The sequence below is a fragment of the Methylobacterium sp. 142-1Y genome (genome assembly GCF_057747795.1).
Genome location: NZ_CM173224.1, coordinates 5,078,515 through 5,097,965 on the forward strand (window position 1 = coordinate 5,078,515; position 19,451 = coordinate 5,097,965).

General features: G+C 71.8%; 17 protein-coding genes. 4 read left to right on the forward strand and 13 right to left on the reverse strand.

Annotated features, from left to right (window positions below; translation table 11 throughout):
• Positions 1 to 125: 125 nt before the first annotated feature.
• From AC3AOF_RS23375 to AC3AOF_RS23395, 5 genes are all read right to left on the reverse strand, one after another.
• Positions 126 to 467, reverse strand: coding sequence for a DUF6883 domain-containing protein (locus AC3AOF_RS23375; RefSeq protein ID WP_488346651.1), 342 nt, complete (start codon positions 465 to 467; stop codon positions 126 to 128).
• On the reverse strand, positions 468 to 719 hold the full coding sequence (locus AC3AOF_RS23380) for a DUF4926 domain-containing protein (RefSeq protein WP_236988653.1): 252 nt from the start codon (positions 717 to 719) through the stop codon (positions 468 to 470).
• A 74-nt stretch (positions 720 to 793) separates the two neighbouring features.
• Complete coding sequence (locus AC3AOF_RS23385; RefSeq protein ID WP_488346652.1) at positions 794 to 1,552, reverse strand: ATP-binding cassette domain-containing protein; 759 nt, start codon at positions 1,550 to 1,552, stop codon at positions 794 to 796.
• Position 1,553: 1 nt separating this feature from the next.
• Positions 1,554 to 2,288 carry an ABC transporter permease gene (locus AC3AOF_RS23390; protein WP_236988651.1) on the reverse strand — a complete coding sequence of 245 codons (735 nt, stop codon included), beginning with the start codon at positions 2,286 to 2,288 and terminating at the stop codon, positions 1,554 to 1,556.
• 15 nt (positions 2,289 to 2,303) lie between these two features.
• Entirely contained in the window at positions 2,304 to 3,302 is a 999-nt protein-coding gene (locus AC3AOF_RS23395) for an ABC transporter substrate-binding protein (protein ID WP_488349043.1), read from the reverse strand.
• Between the two features lie 184 nt (positions 3,303 to 3,486).
• Here AC3AOF_RS23395 and AC3AOF_RS23400 point away from each other — a divergent pair, with 184 nt between their 5' ends.
• Positions 3,487 to 3,855: a 4a-hydroxytetrahydrobiopterin dehydratase gene (locus AC3AOF_RS23400; protein WP_236988650.1), complete on the forward strand. Its 369-nt coding sequence runs from the start codon at positions 3,487 to 3,489 to the stop codon at positions 3,853 to 3,855.
• Positions 3,856 to 3,862: 7 nt separating this feature from the next.
• Here the strand turns inward: AC3AOF_RS23400 and AC3AOF_RS23405 are convergent, their stop codons facing one another.
• From AC3AOF_RS23405 to AC3AOF_RS23435, 7 genes are all read right to left on the reverse strand, one after another.
• Positions 3,863 to 5,320: a GGDEF domain-containing protein gene (locus AC3AOF_RS23405; protein ID WP_236988649.1), complete on the reverse strand. Its 1,458-nt coding sequence runs from the start codon at positions 5,318 to 5,320 to the stop codon at positions 3,863 to 3,865.
• Positions 5,321 to 5,564: 244 nt separating this feature from the next.
• Positions 5,565 to 5,786, reverse strand: a complete 222-nt coding sequence (locus tag AC3AOF_RS23410; protein ID WP_236988648.1) for a hypothetical protein — start codon at positions 5,784 to 5,786, stop codon at positions 5,565 to 5,567.
• A gap of 87 nt (positions 5,787 to 5,873) precedes the next feature.
• A complete protein-coding gene (locus tag AC3AOF_RS23415; protein ID WP_488346653.1) occupies positions 5,874 to 6,725 on the reverse strand; it encodes a metallophosphoesterase in 852 nt (283 codons plus the stop codon).
• A gap of 6 nt (positions 6,726 to 6,731) precedes the next feature.
• Positions 6,732 to 7,787, reverse strand: coding sequence for a DNA polymerase III subunit delta' (locus tag AC3AOF_RS23420; RefSeq protein ID WP_488346654.1), 1,056 nt, complete (start codon positions 7,785 to 7,787; stop codon positions 6,732 to 6,734).
• Positions 7,777 to 8,478 (reverse strand): dTMP kinase, encoded by a 702-nt coding sequence (gene tmk, locus AC3AOF_RS23425; protein ID WP_236988645.1) that lies wholly within the window; start codon positions 8,476 to 8,478, stop codon positions 7,777 to 7,779. Before tmk ends, AC3AOF_RS23420 begins: the two co-directional genes overlap by 11 nt.
• Positions 8,475 to 9,716, reverse strand: coding sequence for a D-alanyl-D-alanine carboxypeptidase family protein (locus AC3AOF_RS23430; protein ID WP_236988644.1), 1,242 nt, complete (start codon positions 9,714 to 9,716; stop codon positions 8,475 to 8,477). The genes tmk and AC3AOF_RS23430 overlap by 4 nt, the downstream gene beginning before the upstream one ends.
• A gap of 427 nt (positions 9,717 to 10,143) precedes the next feature.
• Positions 10,144 to 11,436 carry a septal ring lytic transglycosylase RlpA family protein gene (locus tag AC3AOF_RS23435; RefSeq protein WP_488346655.1) on the reverse strand — a complete coding sequence of 431 codons (1,293 nt, stop codon included), beginning with the start codon at positions 11,434 to 11,436 and terminating at the stop codon, positions 10,144 to 10,146.
• Between the two features lie 711 nt (positions 11,437 to 12,147).
• Here AC3AOF_RS23435 and AC3AOF_RS23440 point away from each other — a divergent pair.
• Both AC3AOF_RS23440 and AC3AOF_RS23445 read left to right on the forward strand, forming a co-directional pair.
• A complete protein-coding gene (locus tag AC3AOF_RS23440) occupies positions 12,148 to 12,960 on the forward strand; it encodes a helix-turn-helix transcriptional regulator (RefSeq protein WP_236988642.1) in 813 nt (270 codons plus the stop codon).
• A 174-nt stretch (positions 12,961 to 13,134) separates the two neighbouring features.
• Positions 13,135 to 14,613, forward strand: a complete 1,479-nt coding sequence (locus AC3AOF_RS23445; RefSeq protein ID WP_488346656.1) for a methyl-accepting chemotaxis protein — start codon at positions 13,135 to 13,137, stop codon at positions 14,611 to 14,613.
• A gap of 138 nt (positions 14,614 to 14,751) precedes the next feature.
• Here the strand turns inward: AC3AOF_RS23445 and AC3AOF_RS23450 are convergent, their stop codons facing one another.
• The gene (locus AC3AOF_RS23450) at positions 14,752 to 17,913 is read right to left on the reverse strand and encodes an efflux RND transporter permease subunit (protein ID WP_488346657.1); all 3,162 of its coding nucleotides are present in this window, start codon (positions 17,911 to 17,913) and stop codon (positions 14,752 to 14,754) included.
• Between the two features lie 242 nt (positions 17,914 to 18,155).
• Between AC3AOF_RS23450 and AC3AOF_RS23455 the strand changes: the two genes are divergently transcribed.
• A complete protein-coding gene (locus AC3AOF_RS23455) occupies positions 18,156 to 19,439 on the forward strand; it encodes an efflux RND transporter periplasmic adaptor subunit (RefSeq protein WP_236988639.1) in 1,284 nt (427 codons plus the stop codon).
• The last annotated feature ends 12 nt before the right edge of the window (positions 19,440 to 19,451 follow it).

Below are 19,451 nucleotides of genomic sequence, written 5' to 3' on the forward strand. Positions count from 1 at the left end.
AATCGCTTATGGCTTTGCCGGTGCTGTAGCAGCCGGGTGGGCCGGCGAGGAGCGTTTCCGGCGCAACCCCTGCCCGCTTCACGGCGTGACGGTCCCGGGCCGGCGGGCCTGCCGGCTGCATCCATTCAGGACGGGGACGCGGTCACGAATCTGGCGATGTGCCGTGGATTGTCGGCAGGGACGTGCCAGACCGACAGGATGGAGGGCCTGATTCCACGCGGCGTCGAGATCGGGCCCTCGAAGACGAGGTTCAGCCCCAGGGGTACGACTCGCGCCGGCCTGGAATGCTCCGGCTTGGCGTGTCGCCACAGGGCGTGCGCCAGTTCAATCGGTGCATTCCGATGGAAACCGTGCTTTATGAAGAACTTCGCCTTCGCCGGAGCCGCCCCTTCCCCGTGCAGGAGATAATGGGTGAGCTTCGGAAAGGGGATGACGAAGTCCAGCGGCTCGCAGGGGCCGGGGAACACCTACCCGGCCCGCCGGACCGAGCCGATCTGATGCGGATAGACCGTCGCGAGCGCGTGGATGGGAGTTTCGAACTCGACCCCGAACGCCACCGCATCGCCGTAGACCGCGACGATCGTTCCCGTCGCGCCAGCCGGCACCGTCTCCCCGTCATCGCTCGTGGCGGGAGTCTTCAATGTCACCACGTCGAGTTCCGCCGGGCTGACGAGCGCCCGATCCTCGGCGGCGAAACGATTGAGGGCGGGTGCGGGCATGGCGGCTTCGAGGGACTGCGCAAGATGAAGATAATCGATTCGCCCTGCCTCTCAAGGCCGGGCTCTTCGCACGGTCATCCCTCCGCGACCGTTCCGGGATACTTTGCCGAGAGGTCCCGCCGTATCGCCTCCATCCAGTCGCGGCCGCGCTCGGCCTTGGGCATCCGGATCGGCACCTCCGCCGCCAGGCTCGCCGGCCGGCCGGAGAGCAGCAGCAGCCGGTCGGCCACGGCGAGCGCCTCCGGCACGTTGTGGGTCACCATCAGCACCGCCGCGCCGCGCGAGCCTGCGCTGCCGAACACCGCCGCGCGCAACGAGGCCGCCGCCGCGTCGTCGAGGGAGACGAAGGGCTCGTCGAGGACGAGGAGACCGGGCGCCAAGGCGAGGGCGCGAGCGAGCGCGACCCGCCGGGCCATGCCGAGCGACAGCGCCCGGGGATAGCGCCCGCGCCAGGGGCCGAGGCCCAGTTCCTCGAACAAGGCGTCGAGGGGCTGCCCGCGCTCGGACCGCGGCAGGGACAGGCGCACGTTCTCCTCGACACTGCGCCAGGGCAGGAGCCGCGGTTCCTGGAACACCATGCCGATGCGCAAGTCGGGGCGCGTGACGAGGCTGCCCTCGAAGTCGCGGTCGAGGCCGAGCAGGATGCGCAAGGTGGTGGTCTTGCCCGCCCCCGACGGGCCGATCAGGCACAGGGTCTCGCCGGGCCCGATCGTGACGGCGAGGTCGCGCACCGCCTCGACCGGCTCGGCACCGGCCGGGCGGTAGACCTTGCGGCGGATTGTCAGGGCGAGGAGCGCGTCGGTGGCGGGCATTCTATCGCCAGCGGCGGACATCTTATCGCCAGCGGCGGGCATGGGCGTCCAGGGGCTGGAGCAGCAGGGCGTCGACCGCCAGCATCACGGCGCTGAACACGAGGCTGTAGCCGATCAGCGCCGCGACGTCGAAGAGCTGGAAATAGTACGAGATGGCGTAGCCGACGCCGTTCGGCCGGCCGAGCAGCTCGACCACCAGCACGATCTTCCAGGCGAGCGACACGCCGGAGCGGGCCGCCGCCACCGCGAAGGGCACGAGCTGGGGCAGGAGCACGTGGCGGATCCAGGTGCGGCGGTCGTAGCGGAAGGCCTGGGCCATCTCCTCGAGGCCGGGATCGAGGCCGCGGGCGCCCTCGCGCAGGATCACCGCGACGTTCGGCATCTTGTTCAGCGCCACCGCCAGGATCGCCGCGGTCTCGGTCAGGCCGAGCCAGATATAAGCCAGCACCGTGATGACGAGCGCCGGGGTGTTGAGCAGCACGAGGAGCGGCGTGTCGAGGAGCCTGTCGGCGGTTCGTGAGCGGCCGAGCGCGATGCCGAGCACCGCCCCCGTCGCCATGGCGAGGCAGAACGAGGCCGCGACCCGCCACAGCGTGATGCCGATGTTGCGCAGAAGGTCGCCGGAGGCCGCCTCCCGCACCACGAAACCCGCCACCGCCTCCGGCGACGGCAGGGTGCGGGGATCGGTGGTGCGGCTCAGGAGCCACCAGCCGGCCAGCAGCAGGACGAGGGATCCGAGACGGGCGAGGAAGGCCATCAGGAAATGGGCCGCTCAGCCATTCGGCCCGCCATCCCAGTACAGCCCCTCCGGCAGGGTCGTGGCCGCCCCGACCAGGCGCTCGCCGCCGAGCCGCGCCAACACCGCGTAGAGCCGCTCGGCGTCCTGGCGCTCGGCGGCGGCCGGCCGGCGCGGGATGCCCTCCAGGAAGGCGTGCTTGAGCGTGGCGTAGGTCGCCTCGTCCTCCGCCGCCATCAGCGGGCGCACGGCCGCCCAGGCCGCCTCATTGGCGGCGAGCGCCTGCTTGGCCCTGGCCGAGGCCCGGGCGAAGCCCGCGATCGTGCGGGGCTCGCGCTGCAGCAGCGCCTCGTCGAAGACGTAGCCGAGGAGCGCGATCGGGCCCGTCACCCCGAAGGCCTCGGCGATGCCGTCGGCGCCGATCAGGCGGCGGAAACCCCGCGCCTCGAGCCGCGCGCAGAAGGTCCAGTACAGGAGCGCGGCGTCGAGCTCGCCCGATTCGAGCTTGCGCATCAGCAGCGGCGGCGCGCCGAAGACCGGTTGCGCCGCGCGCTCCAGGTCGAGCCCATCCTTCTCGCGGGCGCGGGCCCGCAGGAGCAGCCAGTTCTTGTCGAGCGGGCCCCCCGCCACGCCGATGCGCTTGCCGGCGAGGCCGGCGACCGTCGTCAGGGAACTTCCCCCCGGCACCATCAGGGCGCCCTCGGTGGAGGAATAGGGCAGGAACTTCACCGCCCGCCCCTCCGCCCGCAGGCGCGCGGCCCAGAGCAGGTCGGAGACGATGGTATCGACCTGGCCGCCCTGGAAGGCGATGCGGGCGGCGTCGCTCCCGGCCAGACGCACGCCCTCGAGGCTCAGGCCCTCGGCCGCGTCGATCCCCTCCGCCTTGATCACCGCCGCCTCCCACGAGACGGTGCCGAAGGGCAGGAGGCCGACCTTGAGGGGCGTGGCCTGCGGGGGGGCCGGCTGCGCCCCGGCCGCACGGAGTGCGAGCGGCCACAGCCCGGCCGCCGCCATCAATCCGCGCCGTGAGAGCATGGGCGCCCCTCCCTGTTGCCCGGCCTTGTATCCGGCCGTGTCGCCGGCCGCCGCCCAGAGGTAGGCGGCGCGGCCGGGATCGTCCACCGCTTGCGCGCGGGGATGCGAGGCCGCACCCTGGGCGGGCCCGGTCCCGCGGTCACTTGTACTATCGTCGGGCGGGTTGTTCAGGGAGATGGACGCCATGCCGAGGGACGAAGTCCTCAGCCCCGACGTGATTGCCGCGCGCCTCGCCGACCTGCCGGCCTGGAAAGAGGCCGACGGCTGGATCAGCCGCACCTACCGGACGAACAGCTGGAAGGGCACGCTGATGGTGATCAACACCGTCGGGCACCTCGCCGAGGCCGCCTGGCACCACCCGGACCTCACCGCCTCCTATGCCTGGGTCGAGGTGCGGCTCACCACCCACTCGGCCAAGGGCCTGACCGAGAAGGATTTTGCTTTGGCGAAGAAGATCGAGGAGGTGGTCGGCTGGCAGCCGGGGCTGGAGGGCGGCGCGCTGGAGGGCACGCCCACGGACCCGCGCTTCGCCTACATCAAGCACGACCGGTAGAGACGACTCACGCCGTTCTTGCCGAGGTAGGCCGCCCGGTGCGCTTGGCGCGGTAGAGCGCCATGTCGGCGGCGTGCACGACGTCCTCGAAGCGCAGTCCCGGCGCATGCAGCGCGGTGCCGCAGGACATCGACAGCAGCAGGGTCGTGCCGTCGTCGAGGGTCAGCGGCGCGCGGCGCAAGGCCTCCCGCAGGCGTGCCGCGACGAGGCCCGCCTGGTCGAGGTCCGTCCCCGGAAGCAGGACCAGGAACTCGTCGCCGCCGACGCGCCCGATCGTGTCGGATTCGCGCAGGCTGGCGCGCAGCACCGAGACCAGGTGGACGAGCGCCCGGTCCCCCGCCCCGTGGCCGTGCCGGTCGTTGACCTCCTTGAAGACGTCGAGGTCGAGGGCGATCAGGCCCGAAGGCGCGCGGCTCCCGTCCCGCATCGCCGCCTCGGCCGCGTCGCGGAAGCCTGCGCGGTTGAGGGTCCCGGTCAGGGGGTCGGTGGCGGCGAGGCGGGCGAGCTCGGCCTCCCGCACCCGCAGGGCCTCGGCGCGCCGCGACAGGGAGGCGAAGCGCGCGCCCCGGGCGGCGAGCGCCGCCGCCACCGGCAGGCAGGTGAGCAGGAGGATGGCGAGGAAGCCCTGGAACAGGGCGGCCTGCTCGTGGGAATCCGGCGTGATGGTGGCGATCGGCCCCTGGCCGCGCAGGGTCGCGATCGTGCCGATCACCGCGACGACCGTGACGGCGGCCTTGGTGCCGAGCCGCCCGACCCGGAACGTCACCAGCATCACGGGGCCGAACAGCGCGAACAGCAGCGGCCGCGCGGCGACGAAGAACACCCCGTAGGCGGCGGCCGCGGTCAGGGCCTGGAGCCCGACCGCCTCCGCGCGCTCCCGCCAGTCCTTGCTCGCGAAGCACCGCCGGTAGTCGCCGCGCAGGAGGGCGAAGAAGAACGGGGTGAAGATCAGGAGGCCGAGCCCGTCGCTCAGGACCCAGGTGACGAACGCCGCCCTCAGGTCCTGCCCGAACAGCAGCCGGGCGATGGCCGCGCCCCCGAGCCCGCTGAGCACCGGGGCGACCAGGCCGCAGACCACGATGAAGCGGCCGACGACGGCGGGCGCCGCCAGGAGGTCGTCGCCCGAGCTTGCCTGATCCTTGGCCTGATCCTTGCGCCTACCCTCGAGCGCGGGCCGGAGCAGGCTCGCCGCGACGTAGACCTCGAGGAGGTTGCACGCGCCGAAGAGCAGCGGGCCCGCACCGAAGCCGCGCGTCACCGCGTTCGCCGCCACGCCGGCCAGGTAGCCGGCGCCGAGCGGGCCCGCCCACGCCGCGGGGCGGCGGTCGAGCAGGGCGGCGAGGACGACGGCGTTGGCCGGCCACACGGTGGCGATGTCGCGGCCGTCGCTCGTGAGGTGGATCGTGCCCGCCGCCAGCAGGAAGGACAGGAAGCCGACGATGCACGCAGTCCGTCCGTCCGTCATCGCACGCTTCCTGGCACCAAATCCGGGTCGTGCCCGATGGCGCTGACGACCTCTGAAGCGCAAGATGATAGCGTACCCGTTGACGGTCATCTAACGACGCAGAGGTCCCTCCCGCGCTCTAGGCTGGATGGCATAGCAACGTAACGGTAAAATCATGGATGGTGGCAGTCTCGCCCTGCCTGCAACCATTGATCTATACGACGAAATGCTGAGTCCCATTGGCGTAAGGGCGATCCGGCGTAACTCAGCCGCCCGTCTTCACCCGCCGGCACTGCGTCTTCAGGTAGGCGGTCTGCCCGATGCCGTCGCGGACCTGCGATCGGGCGATGATCTCCTGCCAGCCGGTGGCGCAGCCGATCTCGCTCGCGACCCGGGTCTTGAACACGTCGGTGGCGTTCGCCTCCTCGCAATCCTGCACCGGGATCGCCTGGGCGCAGATCAGCACCACCGCCAGAAAGCCGTTCATGACCCGCCTCCTTCACCGAGACCGGTCATGATGGAGCGCGGCGGCGCGACTCCAACCCGTCCCAAAAGTCCGATCCGGACCCCGGTCTCAGGCCGGAACCTCCACCACGCGCTCAGGCGCGAAGGTGCGGCCTTCGACGGGGTTGGCGAGGCAGCGCGTGCCGTGAAGCGCGAGGTCGTGGGCGGCGTGGAAGTGGCCGGAGACCCAGAGGGCCGGCCGGTCGGCATCGGCCAGGTCGGCGAGCAGCGTGGTGGCGTAGAAGGCCGGCACCCACCAGGGCACGCCGGGGGCATCGCGAAACCGGTCGGCGGCCTCCGCGATCGGCGGGTGGTGGGTGACCGCGACGGTCGGGCCCGGATGCGGCCGGGCGAGCGCGGCCATCATGGCGGCCTTGTCGGCCGTATGGGCGTCCATCGCGGCTTGCGGCGTCCAGGGCGTGCCGTCGCCCTGGCGGATCGCCCGGTACTCCCGCGAGCCGGTCGCCGGATCGGTCATGCGGGCGGCGGCATAGGCGACCGGGTCGGCGGGCCGGTCGGGGGTATCGGGGCTGAGCCAGCGCCCGGCGAGCCGCCAATCGCTCCACAGGGTGGCGCCGACGAAGCGCACGCCGTCGATGATGCGGGTCTCGCCGCCTTCGAGCAGCACCACCCGCTCGCGGGAGGCCTCCCGGTTGATCGCCTCCACCCCGGCCCGGAGCGCCGCCAGCAGCTCGGGGGCGGTGCGGGGATCGCCGGCGGGGGCGTAACGCTCGTGGTTGCCCGGCACCAGAACGATCGGCCGCTCGCCGGAGAGCTGCAGCAGCGCGGCGAGGCCTCGTTCCGGCTCGCCCTCCCAGACGTCGCCGGCGCAGACCATCACGTCGAAGGGGTGGGTCGGGGCCGTGACCGCTGCCAGCGGCCGGCGCTCGAGATGCAGGTCGGAGAGCGGGAAAAGGCGCATCTGGCGTCAGGCGCCGAACAGCGACAGCACCACCGGCCGCCGGTCGAGGTTGTAGACCTGCGCCTCCCGGGCGGCCTTGGCGGCGCGCTCGGCGGCGTCGGCGAGCGCCGCGAGGCGGGACGGCGGCTCGCCCTGGCGGTGCGCGATCTCGGCGGCGAGCCGCCGCTGCACCGTGTCGAGGGCGGTGGCGTAGAGCCCGTCGGCGTCGCGGCCGGCGAGTCGCTCGGCGAGCTTCAGGGCCCGGCGCCAATCCGGCCGGTCGCCCTGGTCCAGGAGCGCCTCGACCTCGTCGACCACCCCGATCGTGTCGGGATCGAGGAGGTCGATGGCGCGGGCGACCGAGCCCTCGCTCAAGGACGCCGCCCGCTCGATCAGCTCCGGCGACATGACGGCCTGCGGCAGCTTGCCGGCCTGCGCGGGCCCGAGGCTGCGGAGCACCCGGGCCACCTCCCCGGTCGGCAGCGGCTTGAGGGCGAGGCGGCGGCAGCGCGAGCGGATGGTGGGAAGCAGCCGGCCGGGGGCGTGGCTGACGATCAGGAACAGCGAGCGCGGCGGCGGCTCCTCGATCACCTTCAGGAGCGCGTTGGCGCTGGCGAGGTTCAGTTCGTCGGCGCAATCGACGATGCAGATCCGGTAGCCGGCATCCGCCGAGGTCGCCGAGAAGAGGTGGAGGGCGCGCCGCGCCGCATCGACGCCGATCTGGGTCGGCACGGTCTTGGCTCCCGGCGCCTTCTGGCGGCGCAACAGGACGAGGTTGGGGTGCGACAGGCCGGCGACCTGGCGCGCCACCGTGTGGCCGGGCGGCAGCGCCAGGCTGTCGGGCACGCCCGCGCCGTCGCCGCGGGCGAGCAGGTGGCGGGCGACCCGGAAGGCGAGCGTCGCCTTGCCGATGCCCTTCGGCCCGCCGATGAGCCAGGCATGGTGCAGCCGCCCGGCGCCGATCGCCTCGCGGAAGGCCCGCTCGGCCGCCTCCTGGCCGAGGAGATCGGTCTGCTCGCGCGGGCGCGGCACGCCCGGGATCTCGCCCGGTTCGAGCTCGTCGTCACCCTTCTCAGGCGGCATCGGAGGTTCCCCGGACGAGGTGGGGCAGCCGCGAAGCGACCGCCGCGCGGATCGCCTGCGCGACGGCGTCGGGCGTCCTTTGCGCGTCGATGACCGCGCAACGCGCCGGCTCGGCCGCCGCGATGGCGAGGAAGGCCGCCCGCAGGCGCTGGTGAAACCCCAAGGTCTCGGCCTCGAACCGGTCGGGCCCGCTCGCCGCGGCGCGGTCGCGCTGGCGCGCCCGGGCCAGGCCGGTCTCGGGCGGCAGATCGAGGATCAGGGTCAGGTCGGGCCGGGTCGCCCCCACCACTACCCGCTCCAGGGCGGCGAGCGTCTCGGCCTCGACCCCGCCGGCGGCGCCCTGATAGGCCCGCGTCGAATCGCTGAAGCGGTCGCACAGCACGATCGCGCCGCGGGCGAGGCTCGGGCGGATCAGGGTCGCGAGGTGGTCGAGGCGGGCTGCGGCGAACATCAGCGCCTCGGCGAAGGGGCCGTAGGGCTTGGCGACGCCCGACAGCACCGCTGCGCGGATCCGCTCGGCCCGGGGCGAGCCGCCGGGCTCGCGGGTGGTCACCACTTCGCGGGGGGCTTCCGCGCCGGTGCGCAGCCAGGCCGCGAGCGTCGCGATCTGGGTCGACTTGCCGGCGCCCTCGCCGCCCTCGAAGGTGATGAAGCAGCCGGGATGTCCGGTCGCGATCGGCGCGTCGCTCACGACTTGCTGGTGATCCGGCTGAGGGCCTGGCGGAACCAGCCGGTCCCGACCTCGAGCGCCGCGTCGAGGGCGCGCTGGGTCATGGTGCCGGCGGGCACCGATTCGGCAGTGTAGAGCGGCATGTCGAGCACCACCTGATCGCCGCGGGTGACCTTGAGCCGGCCGACCTCGCGGCCTGCCTCCACCGGGGCGGTCAGCGGGCCCTGGTAGGTGGCCCGCGCCACCAGCCGGTCGCCGTTGCCCCGCGGCAGCATCAGCCGCACCGGCTTCTTCGTCACGAGGGGCACCCGGCCCTTCTCGCCCCCGAAGGTCTCGGCCTCCGCCACGGTCTCGCCCGCATTGAAGACCTGGCGCGCCTCGAACGCGCGAAAACCCCACTCGATCAGCTTGCGCGATTCCGCGGCGCGGTCGCGGGCGGTCTTGAGGCCGCTCACCACCAGGACCAGGCGCTGGCCGTTCTGCACCGCCGAGCCGGTCAGGCCGTAGCCGGATTCCTCGAGGTAGCCGGTCTTCAGCCCGTCGGCGCCGATGTCGAGGGTGAGCAGCGGGTTGCGGTTCTGCTGGCGGATCTTGTTCCAGGTGAATTCGCGCTCGGCAAAGAGCTTGTAGTTTTCCGGATAGGTCTCGATCAGGTGGATGGCGAGCTTCGCAAGGTCGCGGGCCGTCACCTTCTGGTCCGGCGCCGAGTAGCCGGTGGCGTTGCGGAAGGTCGAGCGCTCGAGCCCGATCTCACCCGCGTGCCGGTTCATGATCTGGGCGAAGTTGTCCTCGGTACCGGCGACGCCCTCGGCCGCGGCGATCGCCGCGTCGTTGCCGGATTGCACGATGATGCCGCGCAGGAGGTCGGGCAGCTTCACCTTGCTGTTGAGCTGGGCGAACATCGACGATCCGCCGCCGCCTGCGCCGCCGCGGCGCCAGGCATTCTCGCTGATGGTGAACTCGGTGTCGGGGCCGAGCTTGCCCTTGCGCATCTCGTCGAACAGCACCTCGACGGTCATCAGCTTGGCCATGCTGGCGGGCGAGAACGGCTCGTCGGCGCCCTTCTCGAACAGGACCGCACCGGTATCGGCGTCGATCAGGATCGCGTGCGGCGCCAGCGTCTGGAAGGCGGGAGTCTGGGTGGCTTGCGCCCGCGCGTCGGAGACCGCCAGCGAGGCCCCAAGGAGGGCCGCCAGGGCCAAGGCGGCGGCACGGCGCGTAAGCGCCCTGCCCGCTCCGGTGGTCGCTGTCACACGCATGAACCTGCCGCCTTGCCGCTACCGCTCGAAACCCAGGCCGATCGGGCCATCCGCCGACCGGGACATTTGCCGCACTGTGCCGTTCCGCTCGGGCACGCGCAACCGCGCCTGTGCCGCAGTGCGGGATGGGGAACCGTTTCGGATGTGGACTCCGGTGAGACGACCATGTGATGTCGCGACGTCGCCGAGACTGGCAAAATCGAGCCGTCCGACCATCTCCATCGATCCATCCCACCCACGACCTCATCCCGAGGTGTCGGTCGATTGACGATCGACCGACCTCGAAGGAGAGATCCGGAAGTCTCCGAGATCCCTGGAGCCCTCCTTCGAGGTTAGTCCATCAAGGATGGACTGACATCTCAGGATGAGGCTGTGGGTGGGATACCGGTGACCTCCGCCATCCCACGGCCGAAGGCCGCCCCGGCCCTCAATACATGCCCGCCACCTTCGACCGCGGCGGTGCGCCGGGCTTGTGGCCGGTCGACTTGGCGTCCTCCCTGTCGCCCTTCTGGGCGCCGGCGAGGCGCAAAGGCGGTGCGATCGGCAGCGGGCCGCTCTTCGCGATGACGGTCGTCTGTGCAGGCCTGCCCTTGGTCGTCGGCGCAGCGGCGGCGTGCATCGCCTGGGCGAGCGAGGCGCGGTCCGGAGCCGGATGGCCCGCATAGCCCAGGACCTGGCTCGGCGGGGCCGGCCGGCGGGACAGGGTGGCGGGGGCCTGCGCCGCGGCGGCGGGCTTGGCGGCACGGGGCGCGGCGAGGCCGGGATTCAGGCCTTCGATGGCGGCCATGCGCAGGGGCGCCGCGGCGGGGGCCGCATGGGGTTTGACCGGCGCCGCAAGAGCCCTGGCCGGCGCCTCGGCCACCCGGACCGGCGCAGGCTGGCGCACCGGCCGGCGGATCTCCGGCTCGGCCTCGGCGACCTGCACGGGCGCGACGACCCGCGGCTTCTCGACGATCGGCCGCACCGGCTCCGGCTCGGGCTGGCGGAACGCGAACGGCTTTGCGTCGTCGCCCGCATCCGCCACCATGATGTTGGCGCCGAAGGGCGAGCCGGCCGGCGTCCCGTCGGTGCGCAAGGTGGCCATCAGCTTGCGGTCGTCGCTGCCGCCGACAGAGGCCTTGCCGACATACTCGACCCGGACCTTGGTGGTGCCGCGGCGGCGGAAATCGAGGGCCTCGGCCACCGCCTGGGACACGTCCATCAGCCGGTCGGCGTGGTAGGGCCCGCGGTCGTTGACCCGCACCACCATCGAGTGGCCGTTCTGGAGGTTGGTGACCCGGGCGTAGCTCGGCAGCGGCAGGGTCGGATGCGCCGCCGCGACCGAGAATCGGTCGAAGATCTCGCCGTTGGCGGTCTGGCGGCCGTGAAAGGCGGTGCCGTACCAGGAGGCCAGGCCTTCGCGCACGTAGCCGCGGGCATCCTGGCGCGGCACGTAGGTGCGGCCGCCGACGACGTAGGGCTTGCCGGTCATCTGCCGGCCGCCGCCCTTGGGGATCTTGTCGTTCTCGCCGTAGAGGCGCGGGCTCGCGGCGACCCCGTATTTCGGATCGATCTCGCGGCCGCCGCTGCGCACCGCCAGGTTCTTGGGCGTCGGCCCGGCGCAATTGGCCGCCGCGAGCGCGATCCCCGCCACCGCGGCCCACTTGACGACCGGCACAGGCCGGAGGGCCCCCCGCTCCGTCTCCGGACGCGGAGAACCGCTCTTCGAAGATCCCGCCATCGACCCCTCGGATCCCCGTGCCGCCCCGAGCGCCGCCCCCGCCGAAAGGGCTGGAGAGGCGGGCGCTCGAGACTGCAACAGGGTTACGCTGCACTTGTCGAGGACCCTGACGGGCCTGCGTAAATGAAAGCTCAACGGTGGTTTTCGCGCGAGTCCCGTCCACCGTCATCCACAGGCCGTCGGTCCGGCCGGGGACAGGGGGCGTGGACCGACATCCTTCCAGGCCGCTCACCGTCGACGATCGACCCTCGCGCCGCGGTCCGGCCCGGTCGTCGATGCAGGACCGGCACCCGGCATCGAGGGGGGAGCCCGCCGGGCACTCAGTCCGGCCCTGCCCGATCCCTTGACGCAGGTCGCCTTCTGCTGTTGCCTCACGGCTCAAGTCGTCGTCCGCTGACACGAAATCCGGAAGAGCACTTCCGGATTTCGTGTCACGAGCCCGCGACGGTGAAGCTTCGCTTCACACGCCTGAGCGAAGCCGATTTCCGCATCGCGAAGCGATCAGCCGGAAATCGTATGACTGGATGTCTCCGAATGTCGGAAACGGGAAGTAGGTCCATTCCCTGGCGTCCGCAATCCTTCTTCTCCCATCAACTCCACAGCGAGCGGGCCTTCGATCTGCTGAACGAGCATGGCGGCATCGCGGTCGATTTCCATGCACTGCGCAGGACCGGTCCGCATCTGTCGGTCGAGGGCGGCCAGAGCCGGACGATGAGCCTCTGGCTCACGCAGTCCACCACGGGCTTCCTGACCGTGCCGAAACTCGAGGCGGACCTGTTCACGATCCGCTTCGTGACCCGCGGCTGGATGATGCGCCGCAACCGGACCGGCGAGCATCTCGGCCATCCGGGTTACGCGATGTTCGTGGCCTTCGAGGACATGCGCAGCGAGGAGGCCTCGGCCCGTTTCGCCGCGATCAGCGGAACGATCACCCGGGCCGCCCTGCTGGCCAGCCACCGGGCGCTCGACGACGCGGACGACGGGTCCTGTCCCGAATTCGAGCCGGTCACGCCGGTCGAGACGCTGCCGATGCGCGCGTTCCTGTCGTGCTTCCAGCGGCTCCATCGGCGCCTGCGGCAGGTCGACCCGGCGCAGGACCTGTTCTTCCCCCTGTTCGAGGAGATCGTCAGCTACCAGCTCCTCTCCTGCTGGCCGCGCCGTCCGGGCGCGCCCAGGCGTGACCGTGCGGCGGTCTCCTCGCCGGGCCTGCGCGCGGCGATGGACTACATCGATGCGCATCTCGGCGAGGCCCTGAGGCTCGTCGACGTCGCGGCCGCCGCGGGCGTCGGCGTGCGCACGCTCCAGCAGGCCTTCAAGCGCGAGCTGGGCACGACGCCCCTGGGCTTCATCGTCGAGCGGCGCATGCAGCGGGTCCACGCGGATCTCGCCTCCCCGGACAACGCGGACCGATCGGTCGCCGACGTGGCGCGCCGCTGGGGCTTCGTGCACATGAGCGACTTCGCGCAGCGCTACCGCCGGCGCTTCGGCTGCACGCCGACCGAGACGCGTCGGCAGGCCCGGTGATGCCGAAGCGGTGAACGCTCATGGGCGTATCACGATCGCGCATGGCGCTGTCATCTTTGCGACGATGAATCTTCAATCAATTCGATAACATTCGAGCCGATTTCTGTGTCTCGTCCTCTCGTGCCAAGGTCCCAGAGCCTTCTGCGCCGATCGATGAGGATGGGAGATGGTATGATGTTCAAGTTCGACGGCTTCATGGCGCGTTCCACGCTGCGCGCGCTCGATCGATCGCACGCCATGATCACCTTCGGCCCGGACGGAACCATCCTGTCGGCGAACGAGACCTTCCTCGCCATGATGGGCTACGCGTCCTCCGACCTGCAGGGCCGGCATCACCGCATGCTCCTGCCCGTCGCCGAGCGGGACGGCGATGCCGGCCGGGCCTTCTGGGACGACCTTGTGCGCGGCACGCCGCGCGAGGGCGAGGGCCTGCGGCTCGCGAAGGGCGGCCGCGAGGTCTGGCTCTGGGCGAGCTACAATCCCGTGCCCGGGCGCGACGGGCGCATCGTCCGGATCGTCACGGTCGCGGCCGACATCACCGACGCCAAGCGGCGCGGCCTCGATGCCGAGGGACGGCTGACCGCCCTCGACCGCTCGCAGGCGGTGGTCACCTTCACGCCCGACGGCACGATCGAGGAGGCCAACGAGAACTTCCTCGACGCCCTCGGCTACCGGCTCCACGAGATCCGCGGCCGTCACCACTCCCTGTTCGTCGATCCCGCCGAGCGGGACACGGAGGCCTATCGGGCGTTCTGGCCGTCCCTGCAGGCCGGCGAGTTCCAGGCGGCGGAGTACAGGCGCCTCGGCAAGGACGGGCGCGAGGTCTGGATCCAGGGAACCTACAACCCGATCCTCGACGCGCGGGGACGGGTCCTGCGCGTGGTGAAGTTCGCCACCGACGTCACCGCGCAGGTGCGCGACCGGCAACGCCGGGCCGAGGCGGGCCGCATGATCGCCGGCGACCTCGCGGTCATCGGCGACGCGGTGAGCGACGTCACCGACCGGAGCGGCCAGGCGGCCAGGGCGGTCGAGCGGGTCTCGGGCGACATCCAGGCCGTGGCGGCGGGAGCGGAAGAGCTCGCCGCCTCCGTGGCCGAGATCGGCCAGCAGGTCGCGCACGCCTCCACGATCTCCCGGGCGGCGGTGGCGCAGGCGCAGGGGACCGGCACGATCGTGGCCGGGTTGAGCGGGCAGGCCGAGCGGATCGGCGCGGTGGTCGGCCTGATCCAGTCCATCGCCGAGCAGACCAACCTGCTGGCGCTCAACGCGACCATCGAGGCGGCCCGGGCGGGCGCGGCGGGCCGCGGCTTCTCCGTCGTCGCCGCCGAGGTGAAGGCGCTGGCCGGCCAGACGGCCCGGGCCATCGACGAGATCCGGGCCCGGATCGACGCGACGCGCGCCGCCACCCACGAGGCCGTTGCCGCCATCGGCACGATCCAGGCGACGATCCGGGACCTGGACGCGGTCTCGGGCGCGATCGCCGCCGCGGTCGAGGAGCAGGCCGTGGTGACGCGCGAGATGTCGGGCTCGATGCAGGCCGCCTCCCAGGGCGCCGGGCAGATCGCCGCGGGCGTCGGCGCGATCGCCGGGGCCGTCGCGCAGGTCGACCGCGCGACCCGGCAGGTGCGGGAGGTCTCCCGGGCCATCGCGTGACGCGGGCGGGCGCCGCCATGAACGGATTCTCGGGACCGGATCATGGGGACCGGATCATGGGGACCGATCCTTGGGACCGGATCACGGGGACCGGATCCGGGAGCCGGGCCGCCCCGACCGGCAGGGCGATGGGCGCCCCTATTCGGCCGGCTGCGGCGCGGGGCCGGGCTCCCGGTCGTTCCGGCCCGGCTCCCCCTTCCGTCCCCGCCCCTCCACCAGCCGCTCGGCCGCGACGTAGAAGACCGGGGTGACGAACAGGGTGAGCAGGGTCGCGACGAGAAGTCCCCCGATCACCACCGTGCCCATCGAGATCCGGGCATTGGCGCTCGCTCCGCTGGCGATGGCGAGCGGCAGCGAGCCGAGGATGAAGGCGAACGAGGTCATCAGGATCGGCCGCATCCGCAGGCGCACCGCGCCTTTCGCGGCCGTGACCGGATCCTCGCCCTTCGCCCGCAGGTCGCGGGCGAAGGAGACGAGCAGGATCGCGTTCTTGGCCGCGAGACCGACGAGCAGCAGGAGTCCGATCTGCCCGAAGATGTCGAGCGGCAGGTCGCGCAGCGCCAGGGCGCCGACGGCCCCGAACAGGGCGAGCGGCGTCGCCAGGATCACCACGAAGGGCAGAAGCAGGCTCTCGTACTGGCCGGCGAGCAACAGCACGATCATCACCACGCCGAGCCCGAAGATCAGCGGCGCCCAGCCGCCGGCGATCTTTTCCTGGTAGGCGACCTCGGTCCATTCCACGGCGGTGTCGGTCGGGAGCGCCGTGCCGGCCAGGCGCTCCACCGCCGCGATGGCCGCGCCCGAACTCGCGGTCTCGGCGGTGTCGAGCGCGATCTCGATCGCCGGATAGGTGTTGTAGGACAACACCGCGGTCGGCCCGCTGACGAAATGCGGCGTCACGAGCGCGCCGATCTGCACCGGCTCGCCGCGGTTGTTCGGGACGGTGAGACGCGCCAGGTCTTGATACGTCCGCCGCCCTTGCGATTCGCTCTGGACGTAGACCTGGTAGACGAAGCCGAACTTGTTGAAGAGGTTGACGAAGGACGAGCCGACATAGGTGCCGAGCGCATCGAACAAGGATTGCAGGCTGACGCCCAGCTGCTCGGCCTTGGCCCGGTCGATGTCGAGGCGCAGCTGCGGCACGCCGTAGCTCGTGGTGGCGGTGGCGCCGCCGATCTCCGGCAGTTTCTTGAGTTGCGCGATGAAGCCCTCGGCGGTCCGGGCGAGCTTCAGCCCGCCCTCGCCGCTACGGTCCTGCAATTCGAGCGTCAGGCCGCCGCGGGAGCCCAGCCCCGGCAGCGGCGACGGGTCGACGATGCGCAAGATCCCGTCCGGGTGGTTCTTGAACTGTGTCCTCAATCGCCCGATCACCTCGATGACCGTCTCCTCGCGCTCGTCCCAGGCTTTGAGGGTCGGGATCTGGAAGCCGTAGAACGGCGCCGTGACGTCGGCCAGGATGCCGCGCCCGGCGACCCCGATCGTGCCGGCGGCGGAGGGCTGGTCGAGGACCGCGCGCCCCACCTCCTCCACCATCGCGGCGGTGCGGCCGACCGCGGCGCCCTTCGGCATCGCGATGTCGGCGAAGAAGTAGCCCTGGTCCTCCTGCGGCACGAAGGCGCTCGGGCGGCTCGCGACCATCCAGGCGGTCAGGCCGCCGAAGACGACGAAGACGAGGCCCGTGGCGACGAGGTGGCGCGACAGCCGTCCCGCCGAGCCGACCGCGACACCGGTCGCCCGGTCGAGGCCGGCATTGAACCAGCGCAGGGGCGCCCGCCAGCGGCTCCGATGCGCCGCCTTGTCGTGGGGCCTCAGGAGCAGGGCGCAGAGCGCCGGGGTCAGGGTGAGCGAGACCAAAGCCGAGATCAGCACCGAGATCGCGATGGTGAGGGCGAACTGGTTGTAGAGCTGGCCTGTCAGCCCCGGGATGAAGGCGACCGGCACGAACAGGGCGGCGAGCACCAGGGTGGTGGCGATGACCGGCCCGGCGACCTCGTTCACCGCCTCGGCCGCGGCTTGGCGGGGTTCCTGCCCCTCCTCCATCAGCCGCTCGGTGTTCTCGACCACGATGATCGCGTCGTCGACGACCAGCCCCACCGCCAGGACGAGGCCGAGCAGGCTCAAGGTGTTGAACGAGAAGCCGAGCGCCGCCATCGGCCCGAAGGTGCCGATCAAGGCCACCGGCACGGCGATGGCCGGGATCAGGGTCGCGCGCCAGCTCTGGAGGAAGAGGTAGGTGATGACGACGACCAGCACGATCGCCTCGATCAGGGTCTTGATGACCTCGTGGATCGAGGCGGTGACGAACTCGGTGCGGTCGAGGGCGATCCTGTATTGCAAGCCCGGCGGGAAGCGTTTTCCCAGGTCCGCCATGGTGGCGCGCACGCCCTTCATCACCTCGACGGCGTTGGCCTCCGGGTTCTGGAACAGCCCGAGCGAGGCGGCGGGCTTGTTGTCGTAGGTCGAGCGGCTGCCATACTGCTCCGCGCCGAGCTCGACCCGGCCGACATCGCGGATGCGCACCACCGAGCCGTCGGGATTGGCCCGGATCACGATGTCGGCGAATTCTGTCGGCTCGGTCAGGCGGCCCTTGGTGACGATCTGGAGCTCGAAGGCGGTGGCGTCGCGCACAGGCTCCTTGCCGAGCGAGCCGACCGTGATCTGGGCGTTCTGCTGCTCGACCGCCTGGACGATCTGGCTCGGCCCGATGCCGAGCGATTCCATCCGGGCCGGATCGAGCCAGATCCGCATCGCGTAGCGCTGGTTGGAGAAGTTGACGATGCGGCCCATGCCGGCGACCCGGCGCAGGGGCTTGATCACCTGGGTCTCGGCCCAGTTCGACAGGAACAGCTCGTCGTAGCGGTTGTCGTCGCTGTAGAGCACCACGTTGCCGAGGCGCTGGCGCGAGGACTTCACGATCTCGAGGCCCTGGTCGCGCACCGCCTGCGGCAGGCGCGATTCGGCGCGCTGGGCCCGGGTCAGCACGTCGGCGGCGGCCGCGTTGAGGTCGGAGCCGACCTCGAAGGTGGCGTCCAGGTTGACGCTGCCGTCGGCGTTGCTGGTCGAACTGATGTAGATGAGGTCCTGCGCGCCGTTGATCTCCTGCTCGAGCGGGATCGCGATCGCCTCGTAGGCCTGCTGCGCCGTGGCGCCCGGATAGGTCGCCTGGATGTTGATGATCGGCGGCGCGATCTCGGGGAACTGGGCGATCGGCAGGGAGAACCCCGCCACCGCCCCGATCAGCGTGACGAGCACCGAGATCACGCCCGCCAGGACGGGCCGGTCGACGAAGGTGGCGAACATCCGGCGTCCCGGTGAGCCGCCCGCGAGACGCCGTTGCGCCCACCGCGGGCCGGAGGCCTTCGGGACGGGCCGCGGGTCCTGCGACGGTATGGTGATGGCTCTCGTGCAACGTGATCGCGCCCGAGGGAGTTCCTTTGCGGGACCGCGCAACCGGAGCGGGCAGTTCGGAGGCGCGTCGCCTCGTCCCGGGAGTGGAACTGCGGCGGTGGGTCGCCGCTTCCGGCACGGACGCCCCCGTCGCGATGCGGGGTCCGCCCGCCGAGAGCGCGGGCACCCGCCAGGAGGAGATCGGCATCGTGCGCGGAAGGATTCGCTACGGCCTCGTCGGTCTCGCCGCGCTCGCGGCCGGGGGCGGCCTCTGGTGGGGCGTCGGCCATCCGCTGCCGCCGGGCGCCGCCCGTCTCCTGCCCGGCCCGATGGCGCGACTCCTGGCGCCTCCGCCCGTCCCGAAGACGGAGCCCGAGGCGCCCGAATTCGATGTCGCGGTGGCGCGGGCCGCCTCCGAGACCGTGCCGGTCGCCTTCTCGTATACCGGCACGGTGATCTCGCCGAAGGACGCCGCGCTCCAGCCCCGGGTCACCGGCGTGGTGGTGGAGCGGCCCTTCGAGCCGGGCGGCCACGTCAAGCAGGGCCAGGTCCTGTTCCGCATCGATCCGCGGCCCTTCGAGGTGGCGTTGCGCACGGCGGAGGCCCAGCGCGCGCAGGCGGCGGCGCAACTCGCCTTCGCGGATGCCGAGGTCGACCGCACCCAGCCGCTGGCCGACAAGGGCTACGCCTCCGAGCAGCGCTTCCAGCAGCTCGAGAGCAACCGCCAGGTCGCCCGCAGCCGGGTGCAGGAGGCCGAGGCCGCCATCGCGCGTGAAAAGCTCAACCTCGACTACGCGGTGATCCGCGCCCCCTTCGACGGGCGCTCCAGCCTCTCGGACGTCAATGTCGGCGACCACGTCAACGCGAATGCGACCCAGCTCGTCAGCGTGGTCCAGGTCGACCCGATCGAGGTGCAGGTGGCGCTCTCGGCCGAGGATTCGGAGGCGGTGCGCGCGGCCCTGAGGGAGAGCCGTGCCTTCATCCGGACCCTCGATGCTCAGGGCAGGCCGGAGCGCAAGGCCACCATCTCCAAGCTCGACAACCGCTTCGACCCCCGCACCGCCCGCCGCCTGATCCGGGCCTGGCTGCCCAATGCCGACGAGCGCTACCTGCCGGGCGAGTTCGTGCGCACGCAGGTACAGGTGGGGACCGAGGAGCGCCTGCTGGTGCCGACCGTCGCGCTCTCGGCCCAGCTCGACCAGCGCATCGTCTGGCGGGTCGGCGACGACGGCACGGTGGCGATGGTCCCGGTCGAGACCGGCGCGGAATTCGGCGACCGGACGGCGATCCTCAAGGGTCTCAAGGCCGGCGAGCGGATCGCCACCGACCACCTCCAGCTCCTGCGCCAGGACCAGCGGGTCGGGGTCGAGCAGGAGGCCGAGGCGGCGCGGCAGGCGGCCAACGAGCCGACCGACACCCAAGGCGGCACGGTGCGCTGACGCACAGCGTCA

Excerpts from the sequence above, each read along its gene's own strand:
- AC3AOF_RS23380 (WP_236988653.1), bottom strand. The coding sequence starts at position 719 with ATGCCCGCACCCGCCCTCAATCGTTTCGCCGCCGAGGATCGGGCGCTC.
- AC3AOF_RS23385 (WP_488346652.1), bottom strand. The coding sequence starts at position 1,552 with ATGTCCGCCGCTGGCGATAGAATGCCCGCCACCGACGCGCTCCTCGCC.
- AC3AOF_RS23390 (WP_236988651.1), bottom strand. The coding sequence starts at position 2,288 with ATGGCCTTCCTCGCCCGTCTCGGATCCCTCGTCCTGCTGCTGGCCGGC.
- AC3AOF_RS23395 (WP_488349043.1), bottom strand. The coding sequence starts at position 3,302 with ATGCTCTCACGGCGCGGATTGATGGCGGCGGCCGGGCTGTGGCCGCTC.
- AC3AOF_RS23400 (WP_236988650.1), top strand. The coding sequence starts at position 3,487 with ATGCCGAGGGACGAAGTCCTCAGCCCCGACGTGATTGCCGCGCGCCTC.
- AC3AOF_RS23405 (WP_236988649.1), bottom strand. The coding sequence starts at position 5,320 with ATGACGGACGGACGGACTGCGTGCATCGTCGGCTTCCTGTCCTTCCTG.
- AC3AOF_RS23410 (WP_236988648.1), bottom strand. The coding sequence starts at position 5,786 with ATGAACGGCTTTCTGGCGGTGGTGCTGATCTGCGCCCAGGCGATCCCG.
- AC3AOF_RS23415 (WP_488346653.1), bottom strand. The coding sequence starts at position 6,725 with ATGCGCCTTTTCCCGCTCTCCGACCTGCATCTCGAGCGCCGGCCGCTG.
- AC3AOF_RS23420 (WP_488346654.1), bottom strand. The coding sequence starts at position 7,787 with ATGCCGCCTGAGAAGGGTGACGACGAGCTCGAACCGGGCGAGATCCCG.
- AC3AOF_RS23430 (WP_236988644.1), bottom strand. The coding sequence starts at position 9,716 with ATGCGTGTGACAGCGACCACCGGAGCGGGCAGGGCGCTTACGCGCCGT.
- AC3AOF_RS23435 (WP_488346655.1), bottom strand. The coding sequence starts at position 11,436 with ATGGCGGGATCTTCGAAGAGCGGTTCTCCGCGTCCGGAGACGGAGCGG.
- AC3AOF_RS23440 (WP_236988642.1), top strand. The coding sequence starts at position 12,148 with ATGAGCCTCTGGCTCACGCAGTCCACCACGGGCTTCCTGACCGTGCCG.
- AC3AOF_RS23445 (WP_488346656.1), top strand. The coding sequence starts at position 13,135 with ATGTTCAAGTTCGACGGCTTCATGGCGCGTTCCACGCTGCGCGCGCTC.
- AC3AOF_RS23450 (WP_488346657.1), bottom strand. The coding sequence starts at position 17,913 with ATGTTCGCCACCTTCGTCGACCGGCCCGTCCTGGCGGGCGTGATCTCG.
- AC3AOF_RS23455 (WP_236988639.1), top strand. The coding sequence starts at position 18,156 with ATGCGGGGTCCGCCCGCCGAGAGCGCGGGCACCCGCCAGGAGGAGATC.